33 protein-coding genes are annotated in these 24,355 nt (G+C 65.7%); 19 read left to right on the top strand and 14 right to left on the bottom strand.

Going from position 1 to position 24,355, the window contains the following annotated elements; all coding sequences use genetic code 11:
• Positions 1–54: 54 nt before the first annotated feature.
• Positions 55–360 carry a hypothetical protein gene (locus tag FJ972_RS12780; protein WP_140499110.1) on the top strand — a complete coding sequence of 102 codons (306 nt, stop codon included), beginning with the start codon at positions 55–57 and terminating at the stop codon, positions 358–360.
• A gap of 107 nt (positions 361–467) precedes the next feature.
• Here the strand turns inward: FJ972_RS12780 and FJ972_RS12775 are convergent, their stop codons facing one another.
• Positions 468–1,064, bottom strand: coding sequence for a DUF6456 domain-containing protein (locus tag FJ972_RS12775; RefSeq protein ID WP_140521422.1), 597 nt, complete (start codon positions 1,062–1,064; stop codon positions 468–470).
• A 134-nt stretch (positions 1,065–1,198) separates the two neighbouring features.
• On the opposite strand from FJ972_RS12775, the gene FJ972_RS12770 reads away from it, so the two are divergent.
• Both FJ972_RS12770 and FJ972_RS12765 read left to right on the top strand, forming a co-directional pair.
• Positions 1,199–1,480, top strand: a complete 282-nt coding sequence (locus FJ972_RS12770; protein ID WP_140499114.1) for a DUF982 domain-containing protein — start codon at positions 1,199–1,201, stop codon at positions 1,478–1,480.
• A 99-nt stretch (positions 1,481–1,579) separates the two neighbouring features.
• Entirely contained in the window at positions 1,580–1,882 is a 303-nt protein-coding gene (locus tag FJ972_RS12765) for a DUF982 domain-containing protein (protein WP_140559951.1), read from the top strand.
• Positions 1,883–2,123: 241 nt separating this feature from the next.
• Here the strand turns inward: FJ972_RS12765 and FJ972_RS12760 are convergent, their stop codons facing one another.
• On the bottom strand, positions 2,124–2,708 hold the full coding sequence (locus FJ972_RS12760; protein ID WP_140521421.1) for a GcrA family cell cycle regulator: 585 nt from the start codon (positions 2,706–2,708) through the stop codon (positions 2,124–2,126).
• 128 nt (positions 2,709–2,836) lie between these two features.
• Positions 2,837–2,983 (bottom strand): hypothetical protein, encoded by a 147-nt coding sequence (locus FJ972_RS12755; RefSeq protein ID WP_224618688.1) that lies wholly within the window; start codon positions 2,981–2,983, stop codon positions 2,837–2,839.
• A gap of 299 nt (positions 2,984–3,282) precedes the next feature.
• On the opposite strand from FJ972_RS12755, the gene FJ972_RS12750 reads away from it, so the two are divergent.
• The 3 genes from FJ972_RS12750 (at position 3,283) to FJ972_RS12740 (ending at position 4,682) form a co-directional block, all read left to right on the top strand.
• The gene (locus tag FJ972_RS12750; protein ID WP_140499435.1) at positions 3,283–3,987 is read left to right on the top strand and encodes an XRE family transcriptional regulator; all 705 of its coding nucleotides are present in this window, start codon (positions 3,283–3,285) and stop codon (positions 3,985–3,987) included.
• 96 nt (positions 3,988–4,083) lie between these two features.
• A complete protein-coding gene (locus FJ972_RS12745; RefSeq protein WP_140521419.1) occupies positions 4,084–4,374 on the top strand; it encodes a type II toxin-antitoxin system ParD family antitoxin in 291 nt (96 codons plus the stop codon).
• Complete coding sequence (locus tag FJ972_RS12740) at positions 4,371–4,682, top strand: type II toxin-antitoxin system RelE/ParE family toxin (RefSeq protein ID WP_140521418.1); 312 nt, start codon at positions 4,371–4,373, stop codon at positions 4,680–4,682. The genes FJ972_RS12745 and FJ972_RS12740 overlap by 4 nt, the downstream gene beginning before the upstream one ends.
• A gap of 20 nt (positions 4,683–4,702) precedes the next feature.
• On the opposite strand, the gene FJ972_RS12735 is transcribed toward FJ972_RS12740, so the two are convergent.
• A complete protein-coding gene (locus FJ972_RS12735; RefSeq protein WP_140521417.1) occupies positions 4,703–5,005 on the bottom strand; it encodes a hypothetical protein in 303 nt (100 codons plus the stop codon).
• A gap of 173 nt (positions 5,006–5,178) precedes the next feature.
• Here FJ972_RS12735 and FJ972_RS12730 point away from each other — a divergent pair, with 173 nt between their 5' ends.
• From FJ972_RS12730 to FJ972_RS12715, 4 genes are all read left to right on the top strand, one after another.
• The gene (locus FJ972_RS12730) at positions 5,179–5,547 is read left to right on the top strand and encodes a hypothetical protein (protein WP_140521416.1); all 369 of its coding nucleotides are present in this window, start codon (positions 5,179–5,181) and stop codon (positions 5,545–5,547) included.
• A gap of 191 nt (positions 5,548–5,738) precedes the next feature.
• Positions 5,739–6,299 carry a hypothetical protein gene (locus tag FJ972_RS12725; RefSeq protein WP_224519033.1) on the top strand — a complete coding sequence of 187 codons (561 nt, stop codon included), beginning with the start codon at positions 5,739–5,741 and terminating at the stop codon, positions 6,297–6,299.
• Positions 6,296–6,916 (top strand): hypothetical protein, encoded by a 621-nt coding sequence (locus FJ972_RS12720; protein WP_140521415.1) that lies wholly within the window; start codon positions 6,296–6,298, stop codon positions 6,914–6,916. Before FJ972_RS12725 ends, FJ972_RS12720 begins: the two co-directional genes overlap by 4 nt.
• The gene (locus tag FJ972_RS12715; RefSeq protein WP_140516193.1) at positions 6,913–7,488 is read left to right on the top strand and encodes a hypothetical protein; all 576 of its coding nucleotides are present in this window, start codon (positions 6,913–6,915) and stop codon (positions 7,486–7,488) included. Before FJ972_RS12720 ends, FJ972_RS12715 begins: the two co-directional genes overlap by 4 nt.
• Positions 7,489–7,510: 22 nt before the next feature.
• On the opposite strand, the gene FJ972_RS12710 is transcribed toward FJ972_RS12715, so the two are convergent.
• The 5 genes from FJ972_RS12710 to FJ972_RS12690 form a co-directional block, all read right to left on the bottom strand.
• On the bottom strand, positions 7,511–8,626 hold the full coding sequence (locus FJ972_RS12710) for a calcium:proton antiporter (protein WP_140521414.1): 1,116 nt from the start codon (positions 8,624–8,626) through the stop codon (positions 7,511–7,513).
• Positions 8,627–8,753: 127 nt separating this feature from the next.
• Positions 8,754–10,049 (bottom strand): hypothetical protein, encoded by a 1,296-nt coding sequence (locus FJ972_RS12705; RefSeq protein WP_140521413.1) that lies wholly within the window; start codon positions 10,047–10,049, stop codon positions 8,754–8,756.
• Between the two features lie 132 nt (positions 10,050–10,181).
• Complete coding sequence (locus FJ972_RS12700) at positions 10,182–11,198, bottom strand: ABC transporter permease (protein WP_140516199.1); 1,017 nt, start codon at positions 11,196–11,198, stop codon at positions 10,182–10,184.
• Positions 11,195–12,760 (bottom strand): sugar ABC transporter ATP-binding protein, encoded by a 1,566-nt coding sequence (locus FJ972_RS12695; RefSeq protein WP_140521412.1) that lies wholly within the window; start codon positions 12,758–12,760, stop codon positions 11,195–11,197. The genes FJ972_RS12700 and FJ972_RS12695 overlap by 4 nt, the downstream gene beginning before the upstream one ends.
• A 233-nt stretch (positions 12,761–12,993) precedes the next feature.
• Entirely contained in the window at positions 12,994–13,941 is a 948-nt protein-coding gene (locus tag FJ972_RS12690) for a substrate-binding domain-containing protein (protein WP_140499137.1), read from the bottom strand.
• A 318-nt stretch (positions 13,942–14,259) separates the two neighbouring features.
• Between FJ972_RS12690 and FJ972_RS12685 the strand changes: the two genes are divergently transcribed.
• Positions 14,260–14,952 (top strand): RibD family protein, encoded by a 693-nt coding sequence (locus FJ972_RS12685; RefSeq protein ID WP_140521411.1) that lies wholly within the window; start codon positions 14,260–14,262, stop codon positions 14,950–14,952.
• Between the two features lie 18 nt (positions 14,953–14,970).
• Here FJ972_RS12685 and FJ972_RS12680 read toward each other — a convergent pair whose 3' ends face one another.
• Entirely contained in the window at positions 14,971–15,861 is an 891-nt protein-coding gene (locus FJ972_RS12680; protein ID WP_140521410.1) for an SDR family oxidoreductase, read from the bottom strand.
• A gap of 90 nt (positions 15,862–15,951) precedes the next feature.
• On the opposite strand from FJ972_RS12680, the gene FJ972_RS12675 reads away from it, so the two are divergent.
• The gene (locus tag FJ972_RS12675; RefSeq protein ID WP_140685648.1) at positions 15,952–16,797 is read left to right on the top strand and encodes a helix-turn-helix transcriptional regulator; all 846 of its coding nucleotides are present in this window, start codon (positions 15,952–15,954) and stop codon (positions 16,795–16,797) included.
• Positions 16,798–16,881: 84 nt separating this feature from the next.
• Here FJ972_RS12675 and FJ972_RS12670 read toward each other — a convergent pair whose 3' ends face one another.
• Positions 16,882–17,781, bottom strand: coding sequence for a LysR family transcriptional regulator (locus FJ972_RS12670; protein WP_140521408.1), 900 nt, complete (start codon positions 17,779–17,781; stop codon positions 16,882–16,884).
• Positions 17,782–17,875: 94 nt separating this feature from the next.
• On the opposite strand from FJ972_RS12670, the gene FJ972_RS12665 reads away from it, so the two are divergent.
• From FJ972_RS12665 to FJ972_RS12655, 3 genes are all read left to right on the top strand, one after another.
• Positions 17,876–18,760: an aldo/keto reductase family oxidoreductase gene (locus FJ972_RS12665; protein ID WP_140521407.1), complete on the top strand. Its 885-nt coding sequence runs from the start codon at positions 17,876–17,878 to the stop codon at positions 18,758–18,760.
• 119 nt (positions 18,761–18,879) lie between these two features.
• A complete protein-coding gene (locus tag FJ972_RS12660) occupies positions 18,880–19,632 on the top strand; it encodes a pseudouridine synthase (protein WP_140521406.1) in 753 nt (250 codons plus the stop codon).
• Positions 19,633–19,774: 142 nt separating this feature from the next.
• Positions 19,775–20,176, top strand: coding sequence for a VOC family protein (locus tag FJ972_RS12655; protein ID WP_140521405.1), 402 nt, complete (start codon positions 19,775–19,777; stop codon positions 20,174–20,176).
• 6 nt (positions 20,177–20,182) lie between these two features.
• On the opposite strand, the gene FJ972_RS12650 is transcribed toward FJ972_RS12655, so the two are convergent.
• Positions 20,183–20,764 carry a histidine phosphatase family protein gene (locus FJ972_RS12650; RefSeq protein ID WP_140521404.1) on the bottom strand — a complete coding sequence of 194 codons (582 nt, stop codon included), beginning with the start codon at positions 20,762–20,764 and terminating at the stop codon, positions 20,183–20,185.
• A gap of 219 nt (positions 20,765–20,983) precedes the next feature.
• On the opposite strand from FJ972_RS12650, the gene FJ972_RS12645 reads away from it, so the two are divergent.
• Positions 20,984–21,433 (top strand): universal stress protein, encoded by a 450-nt coding sequence (locus FJ972_RS12645; RefSeq protein WP_140499152.1) that lies wholly within the window; start codon positions 20,984–20,986, stop codon positions 21,431–21,433.
• Between the two features lie 35 nt (positions 21,434–21,468).
• On the opposite strand, the gene FJ972_RS12640 is transcribed toward FJ972_RS12645, so the two are convergent.
• Complete coding sequence (locus tag FJ972_RS12640; RefSeq protein ID WP_140521403.1) at positions 21,469–22,218, bottom strand: sulfite exporter TauE/SafE family protein; 750 nt, start codon at positions 22,216–22,218, stop codon at positions 21,469–21,471.
• A 21-nt stretch (positions 22,219–22,239) separates the two neighbouring features.
• Positions 22,240–22,452: a hypothetical protein gene (locus FJ972_RS12635; protein ID WP_140521402.1), complete on the bottom strand. Its 213-nt coding sequence runs from the start codon at positions 22,450–22,452 to the stop codon at positions 22,240–22,242.
• A gap of 171 nt (positions 22,453–22,623) precedes the next feature.
• On the opposite strand from FJ972_RS12635, the gene FJ972_RS12630 reads away from it, so the two are divergent.
• From FJ972_RS12630 to FJ972_RS30145, 3 genes are all read left to right on the top strand, one after another.
• Positions 22,624–23,496, top strand: a complete 873-nt coding sequence (locus FJ972_RS12630) for a LysR substrate-binding domain-containing protein (RefSeq protein WP_140521401.1) — start codon at positions 22,624–22,626, stop codon at positions 23,494–23,496.
• Positions 23,497–23,622: 126 nt separating this feature from the next.
• Complete coding sequence (locus FJ972_RS12625; protein ID WP_140499160.1) at positions 23,623–24,129, top strand: Lrp/AsnC family transcriptional regulator; 507 nt, start codon at positions 23,623–23,625, stop codon at positions 24,127–24,129.
• Positions 24,126–24,251, top strand: a complete 126-nt coding sequence (locus tag FJ972_RS30145; RefSeq protein WP_263486469.1) for a hypothetical protein — start codon at positions 24,126–24,128, stop codon at positions 24,249–24,251. The genes FJ972_RS12625 and FJ972_RS30145 overlap by 4 nt, the downstream gene beginning before the upstream one ends.
• Positions 24,252–24,355: the final 104 nt, after the last annotated feature.

Genomic DNA, 24,355 nt, shown 5'->3' with positions numbered 1-24,355 from the left:
GAACAGGGCCGCGAGGGCAGCGTTTATTAGATGAGCCTTAAAGAGGAGGTTGCCATGAAGAAACTCTTGCTCGCATCCGTGATTGCCGTCGCTTCGGCGGTGGCCGTGATCGCCCCGGCAAATGCCGCCAGCATCACGCTTGGCATCGGCAACGGCTATGACGACGATTATTATGTTCCCAGATATCGTCACCACTATCGCGATTATTCCGACGATGACGGCTACTATCGCCGCTACAGCATGTATGACGAGAGCTACCGTCCGCGTTACTACGGTCATCGTCGCTGCCACACCGAGGTGATCAAGCACTGGCGTCATCACCATCGGGTCATCGAGAGAGTCCGCGTCTGCAGGCGTTGACCTGACAACCAATCCGGCCGGCATCGCGCCGGCCGGATGTCATGCACAGCGCCATGCCCTGGAGCGGAGCACTTGTCGTGCGCGCCGCAACTCCTCGGGGCCCAACCCTATCGTCGCATCATCATCCCGTAGTGCATCGCCAGCAGATCGAGCCCGATTCTCAACAGCTTTGCCGCCACGTCCCTGCCCTCGCTCATCTCTCCCGCCACGCCTCTGACCGACTGCTCCAGGCACACGATCTTCCGGACCACGTCGACCACCTCCCAATGGCCGAGCGCGCGGGTCGCGGCGGCGTGCGACCGTCCGGCATTGAGCACGCTGTCGGTGATGCCGCCGCTTGTCCTGTCGCCGTCGACGCGTTCGCTCCAGCGCATCGGCTTGATATCAGCCTGCTGGCTGGCGCGGAAATCCTCGCGGTAGCGCAGACCGGCTTCGCGCTGCTGGCGCGACAGCGAGGTGATGCCCAGCAGCGGATCGATGCTGCGCACCCGCACGATACCACCGGTGGAGGTATGGCCGTCATTGGACACCTCATAGACGCGCCGCGCCTCCGATGTCCCGGTTGCGAGCCGCTTGCGGCCGAACTCATCGTCCCGCAACGCGAAATCATGGCCGACCTCGCGGCGGATGCGCACCTGCTCGGCCTCGCCCTTCGGCAGCTTCGGCGTCTGCGGTTTGGCTGATCTGGCGGCTTTCTTGCTCATGGCTGCGTCCTTGTGGGGAGTGGATTGAGGTGCTGGCTGGCGCGGCAGCGATCCCTGGCGAAATTGGCTGCGTGCGCCGGAACCAGCGGCGAGGCTGGGCGTTGTGCCGCACCAAACCAACAGGAGGTATGCCCATGACCGCCTTCATGCCGGTGACCTTGCGCTTCTGCGACAACAAGACCATGCTGGTGGGCTCCATCGCCCAGGCGGCGACCGCGCTTCGCCGGCAATGGCCTGACAAGACGGCCACCGCCTATCTGGATGCGGCAAGGCTGGTCAGGCTCGCCATCGACGGCAGCTGCCGCCAGCGCGTCGCCTTCGAGGCTTTCACCAAGGCGGCCGGGCAGCAGGGGCTGCTGGTGGCTAAGCCGCGTAGCCGCGCCCATGAATGGCTCGACGCCGCCGCGGGCCCGTGAGGTGGCTGAAAACGTGATGCAACCGCGCCGCCGCCTTGCACGTTGATAGGGGCTGGCTTCCGAGCCGCGCGCAACGCCAAGGTAACCGCCGTGGGTACCATGAAAACAGGATCTCCGCTCAAAGTATGCCTGGACGGGCATGTCGAGGTGATCGACGGCGTCGCTGAGGCAGCCGACTTCCTGCAGCGCTGGCCGATTGAACGGCGTGGTCATGTCTACCGCAGTGCGCTCAACGCGTGCAGCGCAGCCATCGCGGCGCAGATTTCGCACGCCGACGCGATGAAAGCGTTCACCGGCTTCGCCCGGGTTACCCGTATATTGGCCGGCGATGACGGCCGGCCAGCGATGCCTGATGCAATAAGCGTGCGGATGCCAAAGCAGGGCCACGATCTGCCAAAATAAAAGCGTTGCGTGGCCGCCGTTCTCGCCAGATCGCCAACACTGCAAAAGAAAAGCCAGCGTTGCAGCTAGTCTCTTTCTCCCCGTTTTACGGGGAGAAATGCCCGGCAGGGCAATGAGGGGCGGTGCCACCGCTTCGATACCTTGCATCTGACCCAATCTCCCTCCCGAATTCATGCCGTTCCCAATCCTGCACCCGGCGCCGCCCGCCTGCCGTTAGCTCCTCTCCAGAACGGGAGGAAGCTCACCCCGCCTCGCAGACACGCCGGCGGAAGCGCGCCTGATGATAGGTGCAGTAGCTTTTCATCGCCCTTGTGCGCATGCCGCAGCACAGCATGTGGACGCCCGGCCGGCCGCCGGGCGCGTCGTTTTCCGGATTTTGCTCCAGCGCCAGGTCGAGCGGAGCGCGGCAGCGGCCGAACAGGCAGTCGACGAAGCGCATTGCCACGCCATGCGGCTGGCGGCCGATCGGGCTTCGCTGCGGCACCGGCACCTCCAGGCGGTAGGCTTGCCCGTCCGCCATCAGCACGCCGGCCTCGCGTGCTGCGAGGCGTTCCGCACCTTCACCCTTCGGCACGCGCTTGCGTCCGGCCTTGGCGGCGCGGTCGGCGGCCTTGTCATTCGCCCTCTCGGCTGCCGCGATGCGCTTGCTGTTGGCAAAACCGATCGAACTCAGCATGGCGTTACGGTGAACGATGCCGATGATGGCGTCGCGCGACACCGGGCTGCCTCGCGACGCGCTGAACCGAGCCGCGATGCGCGAGGCGGAAAGTCCGTCCGTCAGCCAGCCGGCGATCGCCTGCAATTCCTTGTCGCCGTAAAGTGCCATATCTGGTCTCCGTCCATTGCGCGGCCGCGGCAGCGCGCGACGCCGCCGGCGAGTATCGGTGTCGGCCCGCCGCAGGCGGTGGGCATTGTTGGGTTGGATCCGGCCTGTCGGCCGTTGGATTGGCGGCCTCAGCCCGGCCGGCCGCCCAGCGCGGCGAGGCGCGCCAGCCGCGCCTCTGCCGTCACCCGGTCGGGTGCGAAAACCGCCCTGCCCGTCAGCCTGTCGAGCAGGATCACGGTGCCGTCCTCGGTGCGGATCAGGGAGCGGATCCGCACCGCGCTGAATTGGGGGCCGGAGCCGCGGGGAGCGGCGGCTCCGGCCGTTCCGGCCGCCGGTGACGGGCGGACCGGACGTGCGGCTGATGCATCGGGGCAATCAGCCTCACGCTTCGCCCTGGCCGGGGAGGAGGACAGCCGGGGCGAAAGGGAATGAGCGCTGGCCGGCTCGCGTGAAGCTGGCCTGAGGGCGCTTTCGACTCGTAAGGGGTTGAGCTTTTGCATGAACGGATATAAGCATAACTCAAAAACTTATGCAAGCCATTCTTTCATGGACGAAAGCAGCGCTTGTTGGTCACATGGGCGCCATGGTGAAAACGCAACTGTCGATCAAGGTCGGGGCGGCAATCCGCCAGGCGCGCAAGCAGCGCGGCCTGGTCATGCGCCACATCGCCGAGCACAACGACACCGACGTCGCCGCCGTCGGCAATTGGGAAACCGGTCGCAACCTGCCCAAGACGGAAAACCTCCTGAAGACTGCCGCCTTTCTGCGTGTCGACCCGGTCGCGCTCGGCAAGGGCGAGGTGGTTTTCCTCGACGATGCCGGACCGGTCAACGACGCCGAGATCGTCACCGACGCCGGGCCGCCCCCCGCCGGGCCGATGGACATCCAGGTGCTGGGCGCCGCCGTTGGCGGCGACGACGGCGATTTCACCTTCAACGGCGAGCCCGCCGGCTACGTCCAGCGCCCACCCGGCATCCGCAACCTGGCCAAGGTGTTCGCGCTGCATGTGCTCTCGGATTCCATGGTACCCCGTTACGAGCCCGGAGACCTGATCTATTGCGGCGGCCGCGATGCCGTCCCGGGCGATCACGTGGTGATCGAAACCTTCCCGGAAGAGAACGAACGCAACGGCAAGGCCTTCATCAAGAAATTGGTCAAGCGCACCGCCGCCGAACTGGTGGTCGAACAGTACAATCCGCCGAAGACGTTGACCTTCAACCGCTACGCCATCAAGCAGGTCTGGCGGGTCATTCCGTTGAAGGAATTGCTGGGCTATTGAGCGTTTCATCGCCCACGGCCCATCATTCGACTGGCCGTTGGCGGTAAAAAGTGTATGATTAAGTCACACACGTTACAATTTGCTTGGGGAACGACGATGCGCAGCACCCAGCCACTGACTATCACATTGCCGCTTGAGATGGCGCAGATGGTGAAGGACAAAGTTTCATCCGGCGAGTACGCCACGGAGAGCGAAGTCATCCGCGATGGCCTGAGAACGCTCGCGGCGCGCGACGCGGCAATCGATCGCTGGCTGCGAGAGGAGGTTGCGCCAACGATGGATGCGCTCGAGAAGGATCCTTCGCACGTCTCACCTCTGGAGGATGTGCGAAAGCGACTTCATAGCCGCATCGACGCGCTGGCCGGGAAGCAGTCACGCCAAGCATGACGCACAGGGTCGTTTTCAGCAAGGCTGCCGAGAAAGACCTGCTGGATTTGCTGACCTACCTGGTTCCACAGGCTGGCGAACGAATTGCGCGGGCTTATATCGATCGCCTCATTGATTACTGTGCGCACTTTGACACGTTTCCTGAGCGCGGGACCCGCCATGATGATATCAGGCCAGGCCTCCGCACCGTGGGATATCGCAGGCGGGCGACGATCGCGTTTGCCATTGAAGACGAGACCGTGACCATCCTTCGGGTCTTTCACGGCGGCCGACACGCCATCCTCTCCGATGAAGATGATGCCTTCTGACGGCCATCTGCCGCCGCCCCTCAAGCCTGTCTCGATCCCTCCAGCGGCATCTCGCGCTCGCTCAGCATCAGCGCCTCGCTGCGCACGCGCTGGCGCTCGTTGATAAACGCCGCCCGGATCTGGATCGCCGTGCCCGGCAGCCCGTCGGCGCGGCAGGCCGAGCAGACCAGCCGGCCCGAAAGCGCTGCCAGCGGCGTATTGCCAGTCACGCCGAAGCGCCGCAGCTGATCGGGCTTCCACCACCTGTTGCGGCCGCAATCGGCGCATTCGACCGATATCGAAACGACATCCGCAATCACTGATCCCTTGCCCGTCAATGCCATCGCGGCTCGCCTTTTTGTTCCTTGTTTGTTCGCATATTCCTGTGTTTTGAAACGAGAGTCGAGTCGCATCTTTCAGGGCTCCGCAAAAGTTTCTCTTTCGCCAATTTTTGAGTTATGCTTCTATATGACTTGCAAAGCCGAGTCGGTGCGCGTGCAGCACCCCGGGAGAGACGATGGACGCCCTTGCCGCCGATTTCGCTCATGCCTGCGGCTATGACGGCGACAGTCACGCCCTCATCGAGGCTTTCGCGAGAATCCGCGAACACGGCATCCGCCAGGCGCGCCTCGGCCATTTCAGGCGCAAGGCGGTCGTCGACGCGCTGAAACAATCGGAAGCACTTTTCCTGGCGGCGATCGGCCCGGCGCTATCGGCACAGGAAGCCATCGAGAACGCCGCCCGCTTCATCTCCTTCTGGCGCAACATGCCGCGCTGGCGCCAGGAACGGCGCCTGGCGGACCTCGCCAGGGCGAGGCAACAACGCCTGCTGGCGCGCTTCTTTCGCCGCTACGGCCACCGCATTTGGGCCTTGCAGGCGGCATAGGCGGGCTCGCTAAGCCGTCGGCGACCACACTGCGCCACGAGAGAGACGCAGCCACGAGAAGGACTGGGCAATGCCGCCATTTGCGGGTTCCCATCCGCGCGTTTTCTTCCTAGATTGCCTGCGGGTGGCTGATCGTTCGACGTGCATATCAGGGAATGTTCAAGACTGCCCGTTCAAGAGTCCAGGCCTGGATGACGGCAGGCGCGGGAACCATCGCCGCGCTGTTGGCGGCCGGCCTCATGGGCGCCTTTGGCGCCCTGCCCGCTCACCCTCCGCCGCAACTGCCGTCCGATGCCGCCATCGATGCCGGCCGCTGGCGCATCAAACCGGTGCGTGCCTATGTCAGCCATGCCGACATCCATGGCGTGCCGCTGAAACCGGGCCAGAAGGCACTGGTGCTGGAGGCCGACATGACCAACCGCACGGCCGAATCCAACAAGGCCTACTTCGCTGTCTTCAAGCCGGAGGGAATCACCCTGCCGGACTCGATGCCGATGATCGCCCTGATACGCGATTCGACCCTAGCGCCGGAACTGCACCCCGGCATGACCGAGCGCCTGGCCTATGTCTGGCCGCTGGCCGGCGACGCCGCCGTGCCGCCGACGCTCGCCTTCGGCGTCACCGCGGAGATCTTCAAGCCGCGCGACAATCTCTACGGCACGCCCGGCTGGTACAATCCCTACCGTCTCGGCACCGTGACCTTGCCGCTCGCCGATATGCCGGCAACGGACACGCCGGGAGCCGGCTCATGAGGATGCGGGTCCTCGGCAATCTCGCGATTCTCGCCGCCACCGTGGCGCTGAGCTACGGTATGCAGCTTTCCAAGCCGCATTATGCCGACCTCACCGCGCCCATCCCGGTCGACGGCGCCATGCACGACACGGTGCGGGCACGCAGCTTTGACGTGCGGCTTGACGAGGTTGTCTTTGCCCGCGCGCTGAAGACCAACCAGTTCGGGCAGCAAAAGCTTTTGACGACGAGCGGCGTGTGGGCGGTGGTGACGACCAGCCTCACCGCGACCGACGCCTCCATCACGGTCGCGGACGGCACCTGGCAAGGTCCGACCGGTCTGCGCTACCGCCAGACGGAGCGGCTGGGCTATCGCCAGGACATGCCGCCGCACGGCGTCGATCCCGGCTTGCAAAAACGCGGCCTGTTCGTCTTCGAAGTACCGCCCGACCAGATCGGCGGCGCCAGGCTGCTGGTCTCGGAACGCCAATTCGGCGCGCTCGACGCGCAGGCCCGCATCAGCTTCGACGGGTTGTCTGCCGGCGCCGATGGAGAACCGGCCGGCATCCTGCCGCAATACGATCTGGATGCACCACCGGGCCAGACTTCTCCGGGCCAGACACCGCAGGGCAAGCCATGAGCGCCGTCGCGACCGACATGGGGCCGGCCGCCGAGCGGCAGGTCGAGAAAAAATGGCGCAGGCGCAGCCTGGCGGCGCTTGTCATCCTGCTGCCGCTGGCGCTGGCAGAAACCAGCCATGACAGCTTGCGCGAATGGCTGGGCGGCGAAGACCTCATCGCCAGGGATGTCGAGTTTGGCCAGTCCGCGCACTTCGGCGGCAGCGACTGGAAGCTGGCGGACCTGCGCGGCGGCAAGGCCGGCCGCTTGCCCGATCAGGCCTTCGCCGTCATCGCCACCTTCTCCGTCACCGTCGGCGATCCCGACTTGCAGAAGCAATGGCTGGGCTGCAGGCTGATGCTGACCGATGCCGCCGGCCGCCGCTGGCTCCCCGACATGATTTCGGGCGTCAGACTGCCGGACGGCGTGATGAACTGCACCTCGGCGATCTTCTCCGGCGCCAAGACAGGCGACGTCATCACCATCGGCGACACCTTCATCGTGCCGGAGGATGCCATCAAGACCATCCGTCCCGCCATTGGGCTGGGAAGCGGGCGGCCGTGGTACCTGCGGTTTCAACGGCCGCCGAAGTAGCGACAGCGCCGGCAGTCCGGAGTCACGGCACGGCGATCAACAGGACGTAGGCAACAAAGACGACGAGGTGAGCAAGTCCGGTGAGAACCGTCGTGCGTCCGGTACTGAAACTTACGACACTCACCGCAAGGGCCAGAACCAGCAAAATCACGTCGCTCGGACCGAGACCGAGGTTGAGCGACTTTCCGGTGATGAGGCTGGCCGCCGCCACTGCCGGGATCGTCAGTCCGATGGTCGCGCACGCCGAGCCCAAAGCGACGTTCAATGCGCGCTGGAGCTCATTCCCCCACGATGCCTTGATGGCGGAGATCGCCTCGGGGAGCAGCACGACAAACGCAATCATCGCGCCGACGATCGCATCCGATTGCGGGATCTGCAGGTAGGTAAGGCCATCTTCAACGCCAGCCGCGACCCGTTCCGTCAGCAGGACGATCCCGACCAGTCCCAGAAGCAGGAAGACGAAATGCGTTGGCACGCCGTGGACCTGCGGAGAATGGCTTTCCGGAGCGCTTTCACGCAGCTGCACCTCCAGGAAGTCCTCTTTCTGGCTGTAGCTCTGGGCGAAAACGAAACTGCCGTAGAGCAAGAGCGACAGCAGCGCGACGAAAGCCAGTTGCGTGGGAGAAAATGTCCCGGGGCTGGTGGCAAGCGTATAGTTCGGGAGCACCATCGTCAGCACCGTGATCGCGGTCAGCACCGAAAGAAAGGAACTTGTGCCTTGCCTTCGGATGTCCTGGTGGCGGTGCCGCCACCCGCCAAGTGTCAGGCACAGCCCCACGATGCCGGTGCAAACGATCATGACCGTGGAGAACACGGATTCTCGCGCCAGGGTCGGATTGTTGGCGCCATGTCGCATCATCGAGACGATGATCGACACTTCGATCGTCGTTACGGCCAAGGTAAGGACCAGGGTGCCGTACGGCTGTCCAACACGTCGGGCTATCGCCTCCGCATGTCGCACCACGGCAAAGACGGTTGCCAAGGTAAGGATGATCGATATGCCGGCAACGATCACCACAATCGCCGTCCGATCTTCGATCGGCTCTATGTTCGATTGCAATATCAACGCCAGCGCGCAGCAGACCACAGGCAGGCCGAAGGTCATTGCCTCACTTCGACGGCGGAAGAAGTAAGTCATGCCATTCTCTTCGATCTTGCGAGTGCAAACAGGCGGTCTGTTTACGAGACCAGGAAAGATCGCACTTTCGCCCCATCGCACGTACATGGCAAGGCGCGGCAAGGATACGCTACGGCCGTTCCCGTCGCTACCGGGAACGACCGCCCGTCTCACCCGTCCCCTTGGAAAGCGAGAACGCCGTCTCCAGGACGGCGGCGAGGAAGCAGATGCGCAGCGGCTCGATGAGGATGCCGGTGGAGGAATCCTGGAACGGGCTGCCGAACAACAGCGTCACGCCATGCGACAGGATCTGCCAGACGTCGAGCTCGTGCGGGCCGATCAGCCGCGTCGCGCCGAGCCACAGCCAGGCCGCGCCCCAGTCGAGCAGGCGATAGCCGACGATCAGCGTACACAGCAATACGAGGCTGGAACTCACCGTCAGCCGCACGCCATTGGCGATCGGCAGATAGCGCGAGCGGTAGCCGGCGACGAAATGCTCGACGAAATCGCGCAGGAATTTCGGCAGGCCGGCATAGCGCTTGCCGACGCGTTCCAGCCGGCCGTGCACGCGCATCAGTGCCGTATCGTCGCGCACATCATAGCCATAGATCAGCGCCGCCATCACCAGCCAGATCAGCGGCAAGAGCATGTAGAAGAACAGGTTGACGGCGATCGTCGAGGGCGCGATCGAGGTGATCTCGACCGGCACCATCGGCGCGGCCGTCGCCGTCGGCACCGGGCTCGCCAGCCCGTCGGCCGACGCCTGCAGAACCGACCAGAAATTGCGGCTCATCAGCCATTGCAGCGCGCTGTCCTTCCAGCGGCTGATGACGTAGAGGCCGACGAAGATCCAGTTGGTCTCGCAGATCACCACCACGATCTGCCAGAACGAGGCGGCGCCCGTTTTCGCCTGCATGAACTTGGCCAGCCGGCGCACCAGCCAGGACACCGCCACCGAGACCAGCAGCCAGCGCGAATCCAGCACGTCCAGAACATTGGCGCTCTGGCCGAAGCCGGCCTGGTCGAGCGTTTCGCGCGAATATTGCCGCACGATGTCGCCGAGGAACCCCCAGGCCGCGTAGTAGGCGAAGAAGGGTAACAGCGCGATGGTGATCATGCGCACCAGCCGCGAACCGCGCCGGTCCGCGGTTCCCTGCCCCTCGGCGACCGTGGCCTTTTCCGCGCCACGCTGCGCGGCCAGCACATGGGGCAAGCCGGGACGCAGCACATGGAACATCGCCACCGTCACCACCAGTTGCGCCAGTGCCACCAGCGTCAGCATGGCGAACCCGGCGAAATGATTTGCGAGCGCCACCTTGGCCGCCAGTTGCAGCAAGAGATCGCCGGCCAGAACACCGGCCAGCACCAGCACGACGAGCTGCGGCCAGAACCGCCGCAGCAGCGAAAAACTCAAGCTGATCGGTCTGATGATATCGGCAAACATGAGGTTCTCTCAGAATGCCACCCGCCCGAAATCCTTCTAGCAAAGGGGGGTTGTTTTGCAAGAAAGGTAGCGAGCTCTCCTGCCTATGGCAGAGCGGCGATTTCCCCTTCTCCGACGACAAGGGAGAAAGAATTAGCGCCTCACCCGCGACTTCAGCCAGCGATCGAACGCCACCGCCAGGATCAGGATTAGGCCGATGACGATGCTTTGCGTGTAGGACGAGACGTTGTTGAACTGGAGCCCGTTCTGTAGCACGCCGATCAGGGCGGCGCCCACCACGGTGCCGCCCACCGAGCCGATGCCGCCGAACAGCGAGGTACCGCCGATGACGACGGCCGAAATGACCGTCAGCTCGTAGCCGATGCCGGCCACCGCTTCGGACGAATTCAGCCTGGCCGACAGCACGAAGGCGGCGAGCCCGGCGAAGAAGCCGACGATGACATAGACCGAGACCAGGATGCGGTCGACGCGCAAGCCCGACAGCCGTGCGGCCTCGGCATTGCCGCCGACGGCGTAGACGGCGCGTCCATAGCGCGTGTAGCGTAGCACGATGTGGCACAGGATGGCGGCCGCCGCGAAGATGATCGCCGGCACCGGCACGGGGCCGATCAGCCCGGTGCCGAACCAGCGCATAGAAGCGTCGAAGCCCGAGATCGGGCCGCCATTGGAGATGGTCAGCGTCAGGCCGCGAAACACGGTGAGCCCGCCAAGCGTGACGACGAAGGGCGGCACTTTCAGCCTGGTGATGGCAAAGCCCTGAACACCGCCGGCCACCGCCCCCACCACCACGGCGGCAAGCAGCGCCGCGAACCAGCCATAGCCCTGCGTTCCCGACGTCGACAGCGACAGCGTGTTGGCGGTGCCGCCCTTGGCGACCACGGCCGCCACCATGCCGCAGAAGGCGAGCAGCGAGCCGACCGAAAGATCGATGCCGGCGGTGAGGATGACGAAGGTCATGCCGAGCGCGATCAGCCCGGTGATCGATATCTGGCGGGTGATGTTGAACAGATTGATCGGATCGATGAAGCTCGGCTTCAGCACGGTGAAGACGACCACCAGCGCCGCCAGGAATAGCAGCGGCCCGAAATTCATCAAGAGCCGCGCAATGCTGATGCCGCCACGCCGGCTCTGCTCCTCGGCCACGCTCATCGTGCCTCCTCCTCAACCGCTCCCGGCTGGTCGAGCGCCATCAGTTCCATCAGTTTTTCCTCGCTTGCCTCGATGCCTGGCATCTGCCCGGTGATGCGCCCCTTGCGCATGGTCACGATCCGGTCCGACACAGCCAGCACTTCGGGCAGCTCGGACGAAATCATCATCACCGCTATGCCGCGCGCTGCCAATTGCACCAGGATCTGGTGCACCTCGGCCTTGGCGCCGACATCAACGCCGCGCGTCGGCTCGTCGACGATCAGCACCTTGGGGTCGCGCGCCAGCCAGCGCGCCAGGATCACCTTCTGCTGGTTGCCGCCTGACAGGCCCTCGATCGCCTGCTCGGCCGACGCCATGCGGATCGATAGCATTTTCCGGAACCCCGCCAGCGCATCGCGCTCGCGCCGCTCGGCCATGAAGCCGAAGCCATTGCTGAACCGCCCGAGCGAGGCGACGGAGAAATTCGGCAGGATGCCGAGCGCGGCGAAGATCGCCTGATGCTTGCGATCCTCAGGCACCAGGCCGATGCCGAGCGCTATGGCATCCGCCGGCGAGGCCGGCGCGATGGGCCTGCCGTTGAGCGTGATCGTGCCGCCCGCGATCCGGTCGGCGCCGAAGATGGCGCGCGCCAGCTCCGTGCGACCCGAGCCGACGAGGCCGGCGACACCCAGGATCTCGCCGGCCTTGAGGTCGATATCGACGCCGTCGAGCACGATGGCGTGCGGCGCTTCGGGATCGCGCACCGTGCGCAACCCGCGCACCGACAGCACGACGTCGCCGGCCACCGTGCGCTGCGCCGGCCGCGCATAGAGCTCGGACGCCGCGCGGCCGACCATTTTCTCGATGATGCGCGGCAATCGGATCGGCCCGCCTTCGCGGTCGAGATTGCCGGCCAACCTGCCGTCCCGGAGCACCGTCATGCGGTCGCAGATGGCGGCGGCCTCCTCCAGCCGATGGGTGACGAACATGATGGCGACATGGTCCTTGCGCAGCCTGTCCATGATCGACAGCAGCCGCTGCACCTCTGTCTCGGTCAGCGCTGATGTCGGCTCGTCCATGATGATCAGCCGGCTCTTCAGCGACAGCGCTCGTGCAATCTCGACGAGCTGCTGCTCGGCCACCGAAAGCGCCGAGACCGGCGTCATCGGATCGATCGTGAGGCCGACGCGGGCGATGATGGTGCGGGAGTCCTGCTCCATCTTGCGCCAGGAGACGAGGCCGAGCGGACCGGTCGGGGCGCGGCCGATGAAGATGTTCTCCGCCACCGTCAGCGTCGGGATCAGGCTGAGCTCCTGGTAGATGGTGACGATACCTAGCCGCTTGGCATCCTGCGGGCTCGACGGCCGGTAGTCGGCGCCGTCGAAAATGATATGGCCGCTGGAAGGCGGCATGACGCCCGACAGGATTTTCAGCAGCGTCGATTTGCCGGCGCCGTTTTCGCCGAGCAGGCCGAGGATTTCGCCGGGCCTGACGTCGAGCGAGACATCGTTCAGCGCGGTGACGCCGGCGAAACGCTTGGTGACGCCCTCGACGGCGAGCAGGACGGGTGCGGCTTCAGCCATGGAATGGGTGCTTCCCTCGATGCAGTTTCCGGACCCGTCGGCGCGTGAACACCCCCCTCTGTCCTGCCGGACATCTCCCCCGCAAGGGGGGAGATTGGCTGTCTGTTCCGCATTCGCCAATTTTCAACGCCGCAATGAGAATGCGGACATCGACACTGCCGATCTCCCCCCTTGCGGGGGAGATGGCCGGCAGGCCAGAGGGGGTGCTGCCCCGCCGACCTCTCCATGCGAGCTCACTTCGTCTCGTTCAACCTCTCGGCCTTGTCGAGATTGTCCTTGCCGATGACGATCGGCGTCAATAGCACCAGCTTCTCCTTCGGCTCCGTCTTGTCCCTGGCGTAGGCGACGGCGATCTGCACGGCGGTGCGCGACTGCTGGCCGGGGAACTGTTCGACCGTGCCGGCGAGCTTGCCGTCGCGGACCGCGACCAGCGCTTCCGGCAGCGCATCGAAGCCGTAGATCTTGACGTCGGTGAAGTTGCGCGCCGCGCAGGCTTCGAGCGCGCCCAGCGCCATGTCGTCATTGGCACAGACGATCGCGTCCGGCTTGCCGTTGGCGGCAAGGCCGGCTTCCGTCACCGACAGCGCCTCGGCGCGGGCGAAATTGGCGGTCTGCTCGAAGACGATCTGGTACTTGTCCTTCAAGGGATCGAGCACATTGTGCACGCCCTTGTTGCGGTCGATCGCCGGCCCGGCGCCGGGTTGGCCCTGGAGGTGGAACAGTTTCGCGCCGTTGGGGAACGCCGCCACCACGGCCTGCGCTTCCGCCTCGCCGCCCTTGACGTTGTCGGCGCCGACATGGGCGAGGATGCCCTCGACGCCGTCGACGCGGCGGTCGATCGTCACCACGGGAACGCCGGCCTTGACCGCTTCCTCGATGGCCGGCGCCAGCGCGTTGACGTCGAGCGGCGAGATCACGATGGCGTTGACCTTCTGCACCAGGGCCGCCTCGATGTCGGCGGTCTGCTTGGTGGCCGAGTTCTGGCCATCGCTCTCGGTCAGGTTGACGCCTTGCGTGGCGGCTTCCGCCTTGATCTCGTTCAGCATGTGCACGAAGAACGGAAAGCCGAGACTGGGCACCGAGCCGAGAATGGTGAGCTTGTCCTGCGCAAATACCGAGGGCGCGGCAAGCACCATCGCGCCCGCGGCCACGGACGTCATCAGGAATTCACGTCTGTTCATGGGATCCTCCTCCACAAGAACGCACGGCCCCGGAAACCGGGACGGTTTCAGGAAGGATCATGCGTCGGTTCAAAGTGTTGGAGCATCCTCCTTGCGTTTGCTAACGCATGCCGCTCCAGCTGATCGCCGTTGCAAAAACTGCCTCCCGTCGGCACCAGCAAACGGATGCTAGCCCAGGCTCAACCATTTGTGCAACATCGATATAACAGGCCCAGTCGGCAATGGTCGGAATTTGGATGAGCCGGGTGCCCAGCTTCCATTCTCCGGCGCTGGCCCTAGTTTGAACCGCGCCTGAGCCCATTCCCTGGAGACACCCGCATGAAACCGCACATCATCTGCCATATGATCGCGTCGCTGGACGGCAGTCTCCACCCGAGCCGCTACACGGCCAGCCCGGACGGAACCCGGGCCGAATGGTCGAGCCTCTACGAGTATATCCATAATGATTTTGCGGGCGACGGCTGGATCGTCGGCCGCGTCACCATGGCCGAGATGAGCAAGGCCGGCGCGCACCCGCCGGCCGATGCGGGCAAGGTCGACCGACCCTATCATGTCGCGCAAACCGGTACGGGAAGCTACGCGGTGGCGCTCGATCCATCGGGCAAGCTCCACTTTTCCAAACCCGACATTGGCGGCGACCATGTCGTGGTGCTGCTTGGGCACGATGTCGCCGACAGCCACCTGGCCGAGCTCGCTGCCGACGGCGTGTCCTATATCGTGGCGGAGACGGCCGACATGGATCTCGGCCGGATGCTCGAAGTTCTCAACCGCGAATTCACCATTCGCCGGCTGCTGCTCGAGGGCGGCGCCGGCATCAACGGTTCCTTCTTCGCGGCCGGCCTTGTCGATGAGCTCAGCCTTCTCGTGGCTCCCGCCCTTGACGGGCGGGCGGCGAACCAGGGTTTCGTCGAATTCGGCGAGACCGGCCTCGCGGGCAAGATGCAACTGTCGCTCAAAAGCTGCGAAGCCCTTGCCCACGGGCTCGTCCATTTGCGCTACGCCGTCGGCTGACGACGCTTTATCGGCGCGTCAAGCGTCGTACCGCATGGCCTCGAGATCGGCGATCAGCGTCGGGCCGGTCGGTTGCCAGCCGAGCCGCGCCTGGGTCAGCGCGCTGGAGGCCGGCAGATCCATCGGGGCGAACATCGCCATCCAGCCGAAATGCTCCGCCGCCTGTTCCGGCGCGATCGAAACCACCGGCACGTTGAGGCCCCGCCCGATCACCTCGGCGATAGCGCGTACTTCCACGCCTTCCTCGCCGACCGCGTGATAGCGCGCGCCCGGCTGCCGCTTTTCCACCGCCAGCCGGTAGAGGCGCGCCGCGTCCACGAGATGGCCCGCCGCATAGCGGTTACGGCCCTCGCCGACATAGGCCGAAACGCCTTTCTGGCGCACGATTTCGATGAGCGGCGTGATGAGCCCTTGCTTGACCGGGTTGTGAACCTGCGGCAGCCGCACCACCGAGATGTTGACGCCGGCTTCCAGCAAGGCATTGCCGGCGAGCTCCGAGGCGATGCGCGGATTGGGATGGCTGGGGTTGAAAACGTCCTCGCTGGCAAGCTCGCCATGTCCGGGGCTGCCCACGCCGACGCCGGAAGTGATCACCAGCGGCCGGTCGGATCCGGCCAATGCCTGGCCGAGTGCCGCGATGACACGGCTATCCTTCTCGCAATTCTCGGCAAACCGCGAAAAATCATGGTCGAACGCCGTGTGGATCACCGCTTCCGCCTTTGCCGCGCCGTCGCGCAGGCCCTCGGGATCCTCGAGCGTTCCCCGATGCACTTCGGCGCCCGCCGCTGTCAGCGCTTCGGCCCCCGCTTCGGAGCGAGTGACGCCGACCACCTGATGGCCCGCCTTGATGAGCTCGGCAACGAGCGCCGAGCCGATGAAACCGGTCGCGCCGGTCAAAAAGATACGCATGCGAATTCTCCTGCACGATTGCCTGCGCAGTATCGCCGGTCTATTATTCCATTAAAGTAGTGATCTTATCGTGGTATAATGGCTAACAGGATGCCCACCAATTCCGCCGGTTCGCTCGCGGCGTTTCTGAGAGACCGGCGCACCCGGCTCGATCCGGCCTCGTTCGGATTTTCAGGGCGCCGGCGCACGCCGGGGCTGCGCCGGGAGGAAGTGGCCCAGCGCGCCAACATCAGCCCGACCTGGTACACATGGCTGGAGCAGGGTCGTGGCGGCGCGCCTTCGGCCGATGTGCTGAACCGCATCGCCAAGGGGCTGATGCTGACCGAGGCCGAGCGCGAGCATCTTTTCATGCTCGGGCTCGGACGCCCGCCCGAGGTCCGCTATATCGGCGCGGAAGGCATCAGCCCCCGGCTGCAGCGCCTCCTCGACACGTTTGAAGCGAGCCCCGCCTTGGTCAGGACCGCTACCTGGGATGTCGTTGCCTGGAACCGCGCCGCCCAGGTCGTGCTGACCGATTACAGCGCCCTGCCCGCAGACCAGCGCAACATTTTGCGCTTCATGTTCCGCAGCCCGGCCATCCGCGAAAAGCAGCACGACTGGGAAAACCTCGCCCGTTTCGTGGTGGGCGCCTTCCGCGCCGACGCGGCGCGTGCCGGCGCGGTGTCCGAGGTACGCGAACTCGTCGACGAACTGTGCAGCGCCAGCCCCGAATTCGCCGCCCTGTGGCGCGAGAACGACGTGCTCAGCCATGGCGACGGAACCAAGCGACTGAAGCACCCCGTGCTCGGCGACATCGAGCTGGAATATTCGGGATTCGCGGTCGACGGCCGCCCGGATCTGAGCCTGACCGTCTACAATCCGGTCGACAGCGCGGTCGCGGAGCGGATTCGCGAGCTGGCGAAGCGCGCCAAGGTGTCATTGGACCCGCCGCGATGATCCCTGCTCGTTCCTGGAACATTCCAGAAATGCGCAGCGGGTTGCATCCGACGATGCGTCCCATGAAACCGTCATCGCGGCGCCTCACCACCGCATCCCGCCGACAAAGTCGACGAATGCCCGCAGCGGCGCCGGGATGAGGCGGCGGCCGGGGTAATAGAGGAACGGGCCGGAAAACTCCTGCCACCAGGGCTCCAGCACCGGCTCGAGCCGGCCATCGTCGAAATAGGGGCGCAGCCAGTCCTCGAACAGCGAGACGATGCCGCCGCCGGCGACCGCCACATCGAGCGCAAGCGCCATAGCGGTGCCGGTGCTGACCAGCAGCGGCCCGGTCGGCTCGACGCTCACTATCTCGCCGTCGCGCTCGAACTCCCAGGGCGGCGTCAGGCCGCTGGCGAAGCGGCCGCGCAGGCATGCGTGATCGAGGAGGTCGCGCGGATGGTCGGGCCGGCCACGCCGGTCGAGATAGGCCGTTGCGGCAGCGGTGGCGAAGCGCTGCCGGCGCGGGCCGATCGGTACGGCGATCATGTCCTGCTCCAGCCGCTCGTCATAGCGGATGCCGGCATCGCAGCCGCTCGCCAGTATGTCGACGAAACTGTCCTCGGCGGTCACCTCCAGTCTGATGTCGGGATAGGCGGCAAGAAAGGGCGGCAGAAGGCGCGGCAGCACCAGTTTCGCCGCCACGACAGGCACGTTGAGCCGCAGCGTGCCGGCCGGGCGGCCGCGAAAGCCGTTGACGACATCGAGTGCCGCCTCGACCTCGCCGAGCGCGGGGCCCAGCCGCTCCAGCAGGCGCGCGCCGGCCTCGGTCGGAGCGACGCTGCGCGTGGTGCGGTTGAGGAGCCGCACGCCGAGCCCCGCCTCCAGCCGCCGCACCGTTTCGCTGAGGCTGGAGGCGCTGACGCCGCTGATCCTGGCCGCCTCGCGAAAGCCGCCGGCGCGCGCCACCGCCATGAATGCCTGGAGGTCGCCCAGATCCGCCATTGTTCGCCTTTCCGCACAGCCTGTGCCGATTGCGCCATATTATCGCGCAAGCGTGCATTGTCTACATCTGGCCGATCCAAAGGAGATTGAGACCATGACTGACATCAGCAAGGCCGGAACCTTCAAGCTCGGCGACCGCACCGTGAAGCGCATGGGCTACGGCGCCATGCAACTGGCCGGACCCGGCGTGTTCGGCCCGCCGAAAGACCATGACGGTGCACTCGCCGTGCTGCGCGAGGCGGTGGCGAGCGGCATCGACCATATCGACACCAGCGATTTCTACGGTCCGCACGTCACCAACCTGATCATCCGCGAGGCGCTGCACCCCTACCCCGCCAACCTCACCATCGTCACCAAGGTCAGTGCCCGGCGCGGCGCCGATGCATCGTGGATCCCCGCAATGTCGCCGCAGGAACTGACGCAGGCCGTGCACGACAATCTCCGCAATCTGGGACTGGACACGATGGAGGTCGTCAACCTGCGCTCCATGCACGGCATACACGGCCCGGCCGAAGGCTCGCTCGAACCCCAACTGAATACGCTCGCCGAACTGCAGCGTCAGGGTCTGGTGCGCCATATCGGCTTGAGCAATGTCACATCAACCCAGATCGCGCAGGGGCGCGGCATCGTCGACATCGTCTGCGTGCAGAACCAGTACAACATCGCGCATCGCGAGGATGACGCACTGATCGACGAGCTTGCCGCGGCCGGCATCGCCTATGTGCCGTTCTTCCCGCTCGGCGGCTTCACGCCGCTGCAATCCAGCACGCTGGCCGATGTCGCGCAAAAACTCGGCGCGACGCCCATGCAGGTGGCGCTCGCCTGGCTGCTGCACCGCGCGCCCAACATCCTGCTCATCCCCGGCACCTCGTCCGTCGCGCATCTCAGGCAAAACATGGCGGCGGCGGAGCTGGAGCTGCCAGCCGACGCGCTTGCCGTGCTGAACGGGATCGCGGGCGAGACCGACCAAGCGGCCTGAGCTGCCTCTGCCGCAAGCTGGGCGACAGAGGGGCGCGCCGTAGAGCACGGCCGATGGTGCCAAAACTGCCTCCGCCGGCTTGCGAAGTCAGCGCCGCCCATGGCATCAGTCGGCTCGCAATGACACCACGGCGGATAGAAAACACCGGCAGACAGGCAAGCACCGGCGTCAGCCTCAACCGCGCGCTGTCGAAGCTCGGCCTGTGCTCGCGCACCCAGGCCGAGCGGCTGATCGCCGAGGGCCGCGTGCGCGTCGGTGGCAAGGTCGCGCGCGATGCTTCCCTGCGCGTCGATATGAAGCGCGACCGTATCGTCGTCGACGGCGAAGACGTCGTTGCCGAGCGCAAGGTCTATCTCATGCTCAACAAGCCGCGCGGGCTGGTCACGACCCGCGACGACCCGCTCGAGCGCGACACCGTCTATGCCTGTCTTGAAGGGCTTGACCTGCCTTTCGTCTCGCCGGTCGGCCGGCTGGACAAGGCGAGCGAAGGCCTGCTGCTGATGACCAACGACACGCGCTTCGCCAACCGGCTGATGGACCCGGCCTCGCACCTGCCCAAGACCTATCATGTTCAGATCGCCACGGTGCCCGACGCCGCGGTGCTGGAAGCGCTGCGCGCCGGCGCTCCCGTCGAGGGTGAAATGCTGACTGCGAACTCGATCGAGCTGCTGCGCAGCGGCGGCCGCACCGCCTGGCTGGAGATCGTGCTCCACGAGGGCCGCAATCGCCACATCCGGCGCCTGCTCGCCGCCCACGGCATTGAGGTCAAGCGCCTGATCCGGGTCGCCATTGGCAGCTTGCCGCTCGGCGACCTCGCCAAGGGTACTGCGAGGCATTTGACGCCCGACGAATTGGCGCTGCTGGCGGGATGAATAGGCGCAAGGTCGGCACTGTCGTTCGGCAGATCTGAAAATCGACCGGCGCTTCCGGCTCCTGACGGAAAGCTGTCAGGAGCCCCGGCCTATAGAAGGCCGGGAGCCCAGCCGCGGCTTCGACGATCAAGGAGCCAATGCGATGAATTTCGTCTCTGTCCGCATCATCACGTCCGATGTCCAGCGCCTCGTGCGCTTCTATGGCGAGATCACCGGCATGCCGGTGACGATGTACACGGAGGACTTCGCCGAACTGGCGACGCCGGCCTGCACGCTGGCGATCGGCAGCACGCGCACCCTGATGCTGTTCGGCAGCGACATCGCCCGCCCAGCCGACAACCGCACGGCCATCATCGAATTCCGAGTCGGCGACGTCGATGCCGAATTTGCCAGGCTGGCGGAAACCGTCAAGGGCGCAATTGTCCAGGAGCCTACCACCATGCCCTGGGGCAACCGCTCGCTGCTGTTCCGCGACCCCGACTGCAATCTAGTGAATTTCTTCACGCCTGTAACCGCCGAGGCGATCCGGAAGTTCGACAGCTAGGCCGCCCTACTTCCCGTTCCACTTGCGCACCACCGGCTCGCCGAGGTCATGCTCGTAGCCGAGCACGCTGATGCTGGCCGTATCGAGCACGAACAGCGCGCCGTCCTGCGGCGGCAAGCCGAGCCAGCGGGCGGTGAGCACGCGCAGGAAGTGCGCGCTGGAAAAGATCAGCATGTCGGCATTTGCCTCGCGCAGGCGATCGATGATCCTGTCGGCGCGGGCGCCCACATCGGCCGCCGTTTCGCCTTGCGGGCAGCCGTCGCGAAAGACGTTCCAGCCCGGCCGTTCGGCCAGGATCTCCCTGGTGGTTCGCCCTTCATAGGCGCCGTAGTCCCATTCCTGCAGGTCGTCCATCTTGATGCTTTGCGCCCCGAAACCGGCAAGCAGACTGGTGTTGTAGGCGCGCTGCGAGGGGCTCGACCACACGGCCGAAAACCGCAGGCCTTTCAGCCGATCCGCCACACCCCGCGCGGCCGCCTCGCCGGCTGCCGTCAGCGGCATGTCGGTGCGGCCGGTGTGCTGGCCCGACAGGCTCCACGCCGTCTCGCCATGTCGGACCAGATGGATTTGAGGAAACGCACTGCTCATGGTGGGCCTTTCGAAGTTGCCGCACCTTAAAGGACGATGCGGCGAAGGGGAATCCAGCTGGCGCGAAAGTCCGGGGGTGGAACGCTCGTTTGGGCGCGGTCCACGCGATGCCCACCACATTCCCTGGCCCTGATCCCCGCCGCATTGGCACAATGACTGGGCGCCGGGCATAACTATGTGTGGTCCATAGTTCACCAAGCACGATAGGTCACGATCATCATGTACAAACATCTGCTCATCGCCACCGACGGGTCGGAACTGGCCGACAAGGGCGTTGCCCACGGCCTCGGGCTGGCAAAGGGCCTCGGCGCCGCCGTGACCTTCGTCACCGTCTCGGAACAATTCCCGATCTTCGCCTGGGGCGGCGCCATGGCCGGCTACGCCGCGGGCGATGAGCTGGCCGCCTATCAGGAAGAAGCCCGCAAATACGGCAAGGAGGTGCTCGACAAATGCAAGGCTTCCGCCGAGGGGCTGGGCGTGTCGGCCAAGGTCGTGCACATCGAGGACAGAAGGCCCGCCGAGGCGATCCTGGAGCTGTCGCAGACCGAACGCTGCGACCTGATCGTCATGGCCTCGCACGGCCGCCGCGGATTGGGCAGGCTGCTTCTGGGAAGCCAGACGGCGGAAGTCGTGTCCTACAGCGAAATCCCGGTCCTGGTGGTGCGGTAGGCCGGTCCGGCCAGTCGGCGTTCGGCAAGCGGTGCTCAAAACGCCGCTTCGGCCACCAGATAAAATCCCAGCGCCAAGAGCCCGGCGAAGAACACTTTGCGAAAAGTCTCGACGCTCATGCGCTGGCGCAGCGCCTGGCCGACAGCCATGCCGGCGAGCGCAGGCGCCAGCACCGCGACCGAACCCGCCAGCCCGGCCGTCGGCGAGGCCAGGGCGCCGGCCCTGAACAGCCCGATGGCCAGCGCCGCCGTCGACACGGTGAAGGACAGGCCGAGCGCCTGGATCAGCTCTTCCCTGCCCAGCCGCAGCGATTGCAGGTAGGGCACCGCCGGAATGACGAAGACGCCGGTGGCGCCGGTGACCAGGCCAGTTGCCACCCCGACCAGCGGCGATAGCAAGGCCTCGTGGCGTGGCGGCGTTGAGAAGCCGGCCTTGGCGAGGCCGAGAACGGCATAGAGCATCAGTGCCACGCCGAGCGCGCCGGACGCGGCCGCCGTATGCGCGCCGGTGAGCAGGCCGGCGCCGGCAACGGTGCCGATCACCACGCCGGCCATCATCGTCCATAGCCGCCTGACGAGCCCGCCGAACGAAGGACCGGTGAATAATTGCCACAGGTTGGTAGCCAGCGACGGGATCAGCAGAAGCGTGGCCGCCTCGGCCGGCGCCATGGTCACCGCCAGCAGGCCCATCGCCACCGTCGGCAGGCCCATCCCGACCACGCCCTTGACGAAGCCGGCGGCAAGGAAGACGGCGCAGATCCAGGCGACGGCGGCGGCGCTCAGCATGATGGCGTGTCCGGCAGCGGCTCAATCATGGAGCAGCATGTCGGCAGCGTCGATCCCCGCTGCCGGCCCCGCCGGTCCGGCGGCGGCGCTGCTGACAGGGGCGGATGTCATGGCGCATCCTGGCATGCCGGAACCCGAGCGCGCCACGGCCAGAAGGGCGACGGCAACCGCCAGCAGCATCGCCGCGCTTTCAGCGATGCCGAGCCCTTGCCGGTTCGATGCTGGTTTTCTCATCTTGGACCTCCACCGAAACTGTTTGACGAAATTCGCCGTCACCCGCAATGTGGAAATCGCGGCACCAGCCTTCGGCTGAGGCGAAGGCTGGCGCCGCAAGCCGGTCGGCCCGCTGCGCCATCGATCGCGTGATAGCGGCCATCGCCCGGGCTGTCTTGCGGGAGGAAAAAGATGCGCTTCGACCTCGTCGATCTCCGGCTGTTCCTGCTGGTCGCCGAGCGCGGCAGCATCACCCATGGCGCCGAGCTCGCGGGCCTCGCGCTGGCCTCGGCCAGCGCCCGCATCAAGGGCATGGAGGATAGGCTCGGCGCGCCGCTTCTGGAGCGCCGCCGGCGCGGCGTGGTGCCGACCGCCGCCGGCCAGGCGCTGCTGCACCACGCGCGCGCGGTGCAGAACCAGATCGAGGCGATGGCCGGCGAGCTCGGCGCCTATGCCACCGGCCTGCGCGCGCGGGTCCGCCTGCTCGCCAACACGGCCGCCACCAGCGAACTTCTGCGCGACAGGCTGCCGGCCTTTCTGGTCGCGCATCCCGGCATCGACATAGACCTCGATGAGCGCCCCAGCCACGAGATCGCCGAGGCGGTGGCGAGCGGCGCCGCCGATCTTGGCATTGCCGCGACCTGGGCCGGCCTTTCCCATCTCGAGCAGAAACCGTTCTTCGTTGACCGGCTGGTGGTGATCGCCGCGCGCAACCGCCCCGGCCTCGAAGGCCGCGCGACCGGCCTCGCCGACATTCTCGGTGAAACCTTTGTCGGCCTGAGCGCCGGCCATCCCTTGCAGGAGCACATCTCCCGCCAGGCCGCGCGCCTTGGCGGTCATCTGCATTTTCGCATCCGCGTGCCCGGCCTCGACAATGTCTGCAGGCTGGTGGCCCAGGGCGCGGGCGTCGCCATCGTGCCGGAAAGCATCGTGCGCCGCTCGGCGCCCAGCCTGCGTAGCCTGCGGCTGACGGACGACTGGGGAACCCGCCAGCTCAATCTCTGCGCCCGCCGCTTCGACACGTTGACGCCGCAGGCCAAGCTGCTGGTCGCCGCACTGGTGTGAAGCCGCCGCCCACATGCTGAATTCGCGTGGAATCATGCCTTGCCTTTAAGGAGTCCATGAAATAGCTTGTTTGCACATAGGCAAAAAAATCGCCTAGCTTTTTTCGTTTTATGAAAGACGGGGGACTTGCGGGAACATCTCGATCTGACCGATCGGCGGCTGGTCAAACAGCTGTCGCAGGACGCACAGCCGGGCATCAACCGCCTCGCCGAGATTCTGGCGATCTCGGTGCCGACGGTGCGCACGCGGCTGCGCAACCTGCTCGACCGCAACCTGCTCAAGATCGTGGGGCTCTTGAACCTGACGGAGCGGCCCGAACTGATCTCGGCCATCGTCGGCATCAACGCGCAAGGGCGCGGCCGCGCCCGCGAGCTGGCGCAGCGCATTTCCGAACTGCCCTTCGTCAACTCGGCCTCGGTCGTCACCGGGCGCTTCGACATCATCGTCGACGTGACGGTGGCCGGCGACGTCGCCGATCTCTACCGCGTCACCAGCGAGTTGATCCCGGGCGCCGGCGAGCCGGGCGAGGTCGTGCGCAGCGAGACCTTCGTCGTCATGGCGTCCTGCAACAAATGGGTCAGCCTGCCGGAAGGCTGCTGGTCCGACGACAGCATTCGCAAGGAGCCGGCATGAGGATAGCGGTTCTCGGGGGCCTCGGCCTGCTCAACCCGCTGCTGCATGTGCCGGACGCGCCTTTCTTCGACGCGTTGGCCAGCCGCGGCATCGCGGTCGCCGAAACGGCGGCCCGGCACTAAGGAGACGGATTTTCGAACGGTGGCCGCCGCCGGCAACGGCGCCGCCGCTCAAAAAGCACCCTGTAGGGTGGACAACAAGACGACAAAAGGAGGAATGCCCAATG

Origin of the sequence: Mesorhizobium sp. B2-1-1, assembly GCF_006442975.2 — a bacterium.
In the GTDB taxonomy this organism is placed as follows: domain Bacteria; phylum Pseudomonadota; class Alphaproteobacteria; order Rhizobiales; family Rhizobiaceae; genus Mesorhizobium.
This window is presented reverse-complemented; position numbering and strand designations above follow the sequence as displayed.

Excerpts from the sequence above, each read along its gene's own strand:
- FJ972_RS12780 (WP_140499110.1), top strand. The coding sequence starts at position 55 with ATGAAGAAACTCTTGCTCGCATCCGTGATTGCCGTCGCTTCGGCGGTG.
- FJ972_RS12775 (WP_140521422.1), bottom strand. The coding sequence starts at position 1,064 with ATGAGCAAGAAAGCCGCCAGATCAGCCAAACCGCAGACGCCGAAGCTG.
- FJ972_RS12770 (WP_140499114.1), top strand. The coding sequence starts at position 1,199 with ATGACCGCCTTCATGCCGGTGACCTTGCGCTTCTGCGACAACAAGACC.
- FJ972_RS12765 (WP_140559951.1), top strand. The coding sequence starts at position 1,580 with ATGAAAACAGGATCTCCGCTCAAAGTATGCCTGGACGGGCATGTCGAG.
- FJ972_RS12760 (WP_140521421.1), bottom strand. The coding sequence starts at position 2,708 with ATGGCACTTTACGGCGACAAGGAATTGCAGGCGATCGCCGGCTGGCTG.
- FJ972_RS12750 (WP_140499435.1), top strand. The coding sequence starts at position 3,283 with ATGGGCGCCATGGTGAAAACGCAACTGTCGATCAAGGTCGGGGCGGCA.
- FJ972_RS12745 (WP_140521419.1), top strand. The coding sequence starts at position 4,084 with ATGCGCAGCACCCAGCCACTGACTATCACATTGCCGCTTGAGATGGCG.
- FJ972_RS12740 (WP_140521418.1), top strand. The coding sequence starts at position 4,371 with ATGACGCACAGGGTCGTTTTCAGCAAGGCTGCCGAGAAAGACCTGCTG.
- FJ972_RS12735 (WP_140521417.1), bottom strand. The coding sequence starts at position 5,005 with ATGGCATTGACGGGCAAGGGATCAGTGATTGCGGATGTCGTTTCGATA.
- FJ972_RS12730 (WP_140521416.1), top strand. The coding sequence starts at position 5,179 with ATGGACGCCCTTGCCGCCGATTTCGCTCATGCCTGCGGCTATGACGGC.
- FJ972_RS12725 (WP_224519033.1), top strand. The coding sequence starts at position 5,739 with ATGACGGCAGGCGCGGGAACCATCGCCGCGCTGTTGGCGGCCGGCCTC.
- FJ972_RS12720 (WP_140521415.1), top strand. The coding sequence starts at position 6,296 with ATGAGGATGCGGGTCCTCGGCAATCTCGCGATTCTCGCCGCCACCGTG.
- FJ972_RS12715 (WP_140516193.1), top strand. The coding sequence starts at position 6,913 with ATGAGCGCCGTCGCGACCGACATGGGGCCGGCCGCCGAGCGGCAGGTC.
- FJ972_RS12710 (WP_140521414.1), bottom strand. The coding sequence starts at position 8,626 with ATGACTTACTTCTTCCGCCGTCGAAGTGAGGCAATGACCTTCGGCCTG.
- FJ972_RS12705 (WP_140521413.1), bottom strand. The coding sequence starts at position 10,049 with ATGTTTGCCGATATCATCAGACCGATCAGCTTGAGTTTTTCGCTGCTG.
- FJ972_RS12700 (WP_140516199.1), bottom strand. The coding sequence starts at position 11,198 with ATGAGCGTGGCCGAGGAGCAGAGCCGGCGTGGCGGCATCAGCATTGCG.
- FJ972_RS12695 (WP_140521412.1), bottom strand. The coding sequence starts at position 12,760 with ATGGCTGAAGCCGCACCCGTCCTGCTCGCCGTCGAGGGCGTCACCAAG.
- FJ972_RS12690 (WP_140499137.1), bottom strand. The coding sequence starts at position 13,941 with ATGAACAGACGTGAATTCCTGATGACGTCCGTGGCCGCGGGCGCGATG.
- FJ972_RS12685 (WP_140521411.1), top strand. The coding sequence starts at position 14,260 with ATGAAACCGCACATCATCTGCCATATGATCGCGTCGCTGGACGGCAGT.
- FJ972_RS12680 (WP_140521410.1), bottom strand. The coding sequence starts at position 15,861 with ATGCGTATCTTTTTGACCGGCGCGACCGGTTTCATCGGCTCGGCGCTC.
- FJ972_RS12675 (WP_140685648.1), top strand. The coding sequence starts at position 15,952 with ATGCCCACCAATTCCGCCGGTTCGCTCGCGGCGTTTCTGAGAGACCGG.
- FJ972_RS12670 (WP_140521408.1), bottom strand. The coding sequence starts at position 17,781 with ATGGCGGATCTGGGCGACCTCCAGGCATTCATGGCGGTGGCGCGCGCC.
- FJ972_RS12665 (WP_140521407.1), top strand. The coding sequence starts at position 17,876 with ATGACTGACATCAGCAAGGCCGGAACCTTCAAGCTCGGCGACCGCACC.
- FJ972_RS12660 (WP_140521406.1), top strand. The coding sequence starts at position 18,880 with ATGACACCACGGCGGATAGAAAACACCGGCAGACAGGCAAGCACCGGC.
- FJ972_RS12655 (WP_140521405.1), top strand. The coding sequence starts at position 19,775 with ATGAATTTCGTCTCTGTCCGCATCATCACGTCCGATGTCCAGCGCCTC.
- FJ972_RS12650 (WP_140521404.1), bottom strand. The coding sequence starts at position 20,764 with ATGAGCAGTGCGTTTCCTCAAATCCATCTGGTCCGACATGGCGAGACG.
- FJ972_RS12645 (WP_140499152.1), top strand. The coding sequence starts at position 20,984 with ATGTACAAACATCTGCTCATCGCCACCGACGGGTCGGAACTGGCCGAC.
- FJ972_RS12640 (WP_140521403.1), bottom strand. The coding sequence starts at position 22,218 with ATGCTGAGCGCCGCCGCCGTCGCCTGGATCTGCGCCGTCTTCCTTGCC.
- FJ972_RS12635 (WP_140521402.1), bottom strand. The coding sequence starts at position 22,452 with ATGAGAAAACCAGCATCGAACCGGCAAGGGCTCGGCATCGCTGAAAGC.
- FJ972_RS12630 (WP_140521401.1), top strand. The coding sequence starts at position 22,624 with ATGCGCTTCGACCTCGTCGATCTCCGGCTGTTCCTGCTGGTCGCCGAG.
- FJ972_RS30145 (WP_263486469.1), top strand. The coding sequence starts at position 24,126 with ATGAGGATAGCGGTTCTCGGGGGCCTCGGCCTGCTCAACCCGCTGCTG.